This is a genomic window from Roseofilum sp. SBFL, assembly GCF_017746885.1.
Taxonomy (GTDB): Bacteria; Cyanobacteriota; Cyanobacteriia; order Cyanobacteriales; family Desertifilaceae; genus Roseofilum.
Map to the genome: position 1 here is coordinate 1 of NZ_JAGHZH010000061.1, position 4,664 is coordinate 4,664.

Annotated in this window: 4 protein-coding genes; 1 reads left to right on the forward strand and 3 read right to left on the reverse strand. The window is 44.9% G+C overall.

The features are described from left to right. Positions 1-224: 224 nt before the first annotated feature. The 3 genes from J7545_RS06950 to J7545_RS06960 form a co-directional block, all read right to left on the reverse strand. Positions 225-1,676: an HlyD family efflux transporter periplasmic adaptor subunit gene (locus J7545_RS06950; RefSeq protein ID WP_318719335.1), complete on the reverse strand. Its 1,452-nt coding sequence runs from the start codon at positions 1,674-1,676 to the stop codon at positions 225-227. Between the two features lie 40 nt (positions 1,677-1,716). After that, positions 1,717-3,132 (reverse strand): M50 family metallopeptidase, encoded by a 1,416-nt coding sequence (locus tag J7545_RS06955; RefSeq protein WP_318719336.1) that lies wholly within the window; start codon positions 3,130-3,132, stop codon positions 1,717-1,719. 555 nt (positions 3,133-3,687) lie between these two features. Further along, the gene (locus J7545_RS06960; protein ID WP_318719337.1) at positions 3,688-4,341 is read right to left on the reverse strand and encodes a site-specific integrase; all 654 of its coding nucleotides are present in this window, start codon (positions 4,339-4,341) and stop codon (positions 3,688-3,690) included. 43 nt (positions 4,342-4,384) lie between these two features. Here J7545_RS06960 and J7545_RS06965 point away from each other — a divergent pair, with 43 nt between their 5' ends. After that, entirely contained in the window at positions 4,385-4,585 is a 201-nt protein-coding gene (locus J7545_RS06965; protein ID WP_318719338.1) for a hypothetical protein, read from the forward strand. Positions 4,586-4,664 lie beyond the last annotated feature (79 nt).

Below are 4,664 nucleotides of genomic sequence, written 5' to 3' on the forward strand. Positions count from 1 at the left end.
CAGGGGGTTTTCTGTCACTACAGGTAAGACAGTATCCTAAATCTGCTCTTGAGCGATCGCTCTTTTTTCTAAACCTATTAGACCTTTAGGAGTTTAGACCTTAAAAGGATTTAGGCGTTAGGAGATTAACTCCAGGCGTAGAGATCGCCATTTGGGGCAAAACTCAATAACCGAACGCCTCGGCGATCGCCCCCTTTACCAACCCGTACATAAAAGTTTCCCCATTAGAAATGCTGGCGTAACTTCAAGACCTTCGTTAACTCCCGCTGCACTCGTTGATAAAGAGGCATTTTCCCCACCTCAATCTCCGCATAAAACTCGGAATTTATCAACCCTTTTTCCTCCACATTATTCACCGTAGCAGTTAAGATTAACTCTTGAGTTTGAGCCGAATCATCCGGTTGCGTGAATCGCTTCATATTACTCACTTTAGCAATTTCTGTCGGATATCCCGGTTGAATGGGTTTTAACTCCACCTGAGCCGAACCCCGTTCAACAATCTCTTGAATCAAGTCCGCATCTGCTTGGTGAAATGTAATTTCTGCCTTCAAGCGATTCAGATTAGCAATTTGTAAAACGGGGTCATGACGATCGAGCCATTTTCCCCGTTTTTCGGATAAATCCTGGGCAAAGATAATCCCACGAATGGGAGATTCCAATTCCCGGTTTTCTAATTGTTGAGATTTCAACTGAGCCATTCGCTCTTTGACTTTTTGTACCGTTGCCACTTGGGCTTGGTGTGCTGCTTGAGCGGCTTCTAGCTCCTGCTCAAGAGTTCTCCACTGGGCTTCTTCAGAACGGAATTGATGGTCAATATCTTCGAGACTTCGCTCTAATTCTTCCGCTAAAGTATCGATTTCTGCTTGTTTGGCTTGTTGGCGATCGCGCAATTCTTCAATGCGTGAGATACTGCTATTAATTTCCTCTCTGACTCCTTCAACACGCTCTTCTAAGTCCTCTTGATAGCTAACCGATATGGCTCCCTCTTCAATCACGCCATTTTCTCCCAATCTTTCTATGCGCACTTGAAGGTTATCTAAGCGATTGTTTTGATGAATCATTGTTCCCTCTAGTCCAGAAATTTGGCTGTCCATGGATTTTATTTCATGAATAATGCGCTCAATCCTAGGAGGAGGAGAACTACTCGATAAGCGAGCGACATCGTCTTCCACTCTCGCTCTAGTTTCTCGTGCAGCTCTTACCCGTTGTTGTGCTTCTAAGTCTCGATGAGTGAGAACGGCAATGTCTTGAGAGGCTGTAGTTAACTTGGCTTCTTCTTGAGCTAAACGAATTTCTTCTGCCATGATTTCATCTTTCAAGTCCTGACTTTGAACTTGAGCCAGAATAGTCCCTGATTCAACTGGTTCTCCATCCGCTACCATGAAGTTCAGGATGCGTCCCGGTTCATCTAGGTAAACATATTGTAGATTTTCGGGTAGGGGTTTGAGTTGTCCTTTACCGCGCACAGATGTGGTGACTTCAACCTGAGAGAGGGCAAATAACCCTCCTGCCAGTCCCAGGAGCAGCAGAATTCGTCTCCATGGAGTCCCTTTCTTTTCTGGGGAGGCGATCGCCTCTTGAGTGGGAGGAACCTGCTTTTTCTTGGTCTGAGCATCCATTTTAGCTGGAGGAACGACTTTGAGAGAAGGGGGTTGGGGGTTAGAAGTGTTGGTCATGGGAAGATGCAAGAATTAAGAACAAAGGACATGAATGAAATTAATCTCTAGGGAAGAAGTAATAGATTGCCCAGAGGGTGAGTAAGGCTAGAGCGGTAATCGGAATATGGGCTAAACTCCAGGTAAAGATCCTCCAGAAGAGAAAGCCAAAGACCAACCCAATGTAAGCTAAACTTAAGGGAGCATAGAGGGCTAAAATCCACAAGTCTTTGCGATTTTCCTTAAGGGGTTGACCGGTAAAGAAGTTAAGGTATAAACAAAAGGCACGACCTCTAAGGTTATTAATTCCAGTGGCTGCTACTGCCAGATGATAACCATCAAATTTGGCCATTGGGTTGAGATTAATGGCCAGAGTAAATAAAGAAGCTGCCATCAGCAGAAAACTGGACGTATGTAACCCGATGCCATCGGTAGAAAAATGCCAAATCCAAAAGCCCAGTGCTGCCAGGATTAATTGCACTAATATTCCCGCACCAACGACTAGGATTCGTTTCCAGCGAGAGAAACAATAACTATCACTAGTATTGGTATAAGCGGCTGGAATCAGCATCATGAACAGCAGGCCGATTTCGGGGACAATCCCTCCATAATGTTTCAAAGTAAAGGCATGGCCTCCTTCATGGAGAAGAACGACGAGAAAGCTAAAGATAATAAAAGGGAGAATGAGACTATTTTCATAGGCTTGAACCAGGTTTTTTCCTTGATGAATAATGGCTTCTGAGTGATAGAATCCTAGGGCTGTAGAGAGACTCAAAAAGGCGAGAAGTAAGAAGCCTATAGGTTGAGAGAAGATCCAGTCAATCTTATTGATATGGGCGTTAAGAAAGGGGTCTGGGTTAAATAGAGGAATGCGAAAAAAAAGTAATTGTAGGGGGCTAAACTTTTTTCGCGGAGGCTTGCTCGGTTCAGTTCCTACCAGCATTCCGGTGGTCTTGAGCATCTGGAGCAGTTTTTTTAGATGTTCGGGAGGAATACAGAATTCTTGAATAATAGCTTGAGGACTGGAAATTTCTAGTTGTTCAATTAGGGTTTTATCTTCAGAAGTAACTTGGAGAAAGGTGACGTTTTCTGGGTTGCGGAGTATCCAATAGTCATGGTGGTTAATCCATTGCAGACAAGGTTTGAGGACAGAAGAAGATTGGAGAATTTCAGGTTCTTCAGTTTCCTGAAAGGTTAAGATGCCTAAGTCGATGAGTTTTTCTAATAGTTGGCTGACCCAGTTGGGGGGAAGAGCATGGTTGAATTCCTGTTGACAAGCTTCCTGAATCTGATTTAGGGTAAATTGACCGACAAAGTAGCGCAGAGCGTAGCCTTCTTCTCGGGAGAAGGGGAATTGTTTTTCAGGAGATTTGAGGATAATGTTTTCTGAGTTTTTGAGTTGCCCAAGTTTCCAGTATGCCCCTAGGTTGGGGCAAATGAGCTGGTCGGCATACGAACTTAGGGGTGGGATTTTCATAGTCTATTAAAACTCTCATGCCTTATTTTTTCTGTCATCGTTCATCAACGAGAAGTAACAATTCTTTACATAATTATTGGAATTGATGTTGGAGAGAGCAGAAATTTATCTGGCCAGCTTGGTGTTGATTCAATTAACGCTATCTTGGCTATTACTCTACGCCTAAATCCCTTCCTATAAATCGTTAGATCCACTGAAAAACTCGCCCGAGAAAAAACAGTAATTTCACCAGGGAGCTGTTTTGATTGGCTCTATAGATTCCCCTGCATTGGATTTATATCTCTCGGTATCTAAACCTTCGGAAATTCGCTCCTTTTCTTCGAGAAAGGCAAAATTTGAAGAGACCATCAGGAAGAGGGTGAAACTTTAACTTTATTATTGTCCCTGAAGTGTTGACTTTAGCGATCGCCGAATGGCAAGGCTTATATTCGTTGTATAGAGAAGGATCGTTGTTCAGCTCAACACCCTCCTACCGGCATCAATTGGAGTGAGCTAAAGCACCAGATGTAAACTTGAGCCATCTTCTGGACGCGAATGTAAGGTCATAACCCCCAATTATTGCTCGATTTCATGCTCTTGAGAGTTCCTTTCTTCAGAACCCTCTAGGCCAATATTTCCTATTTTGTTGACGTAGGATAGGTGAGAGAGGCTGGAGATCGCCCCCTTTAGTTGCTCGTCGCTTACGGCTAAATATTCTTCGAGTGTCGCTAAAGAGTGGTGTCCGCTTATCTGTTGGATGATTCTCAGGGGTACGCGACTGTTATGCATGGTCGTTAGGGCTGTACGGCGAAGGGAATGGGTTGAGGCTCCTTCAATACCCAGTTCTTCTAAGGCTATTCGTAAGATACGAGAGGCTGACATGGGATTAATGTGGCTTTTGCCGTGCCTTCCAGGAAAGAGCCAGTATTGGTGTAGGGGTGGGCTGTATTCGCTCAGAAGGGCTTGTAGGTCTTCTCCTACAGGGATACAACGGGTGTCGAGTTTGCCTTTGGTGCTTTTTTTGCGGATAATCAGCTCGGGCCTGACCTGGCGCTGTTTGTCATAGACATCAACTCGTCTTAGGGTGCAGGCTTCATTGATTCGAGCTGCTGTATAGAGGCACACTCCAAAGAGGCAGCGGTCTCGCAGGGTTTTTAGTCCCTGGTTAAATAAGAGTTGAATTTCTTGGGTTGTCAGCACTTTGCCTTTGCCGTGACGGTCGATTTTCACCCTTGCTCTGCACCCTAACCGTGTTTAATGGTTAGCTTACATTATGCTGCTTCCCTTCTACATCCTCAGCGATCGCCCCCGGCAACATCCTTGGGGTTCCTCAACTCCCATTGACTCTCTTCTTCAAGGACTTGGAACGGTTCAACCATCCCTGCAAGAAAACCTCTTGATCGGGCTTCCGACTGACGATGTTAAACTAAGCCGGACAGTCACCTGCCCGACTCGTCTTCAAAACCGTGCGTGAGACTTTCACCTCACACGGCTCCTCAATTGAACGGTTCTTGTCACGAATACTAATCAAGTCCGCAGCAGTTTTGCGGTCA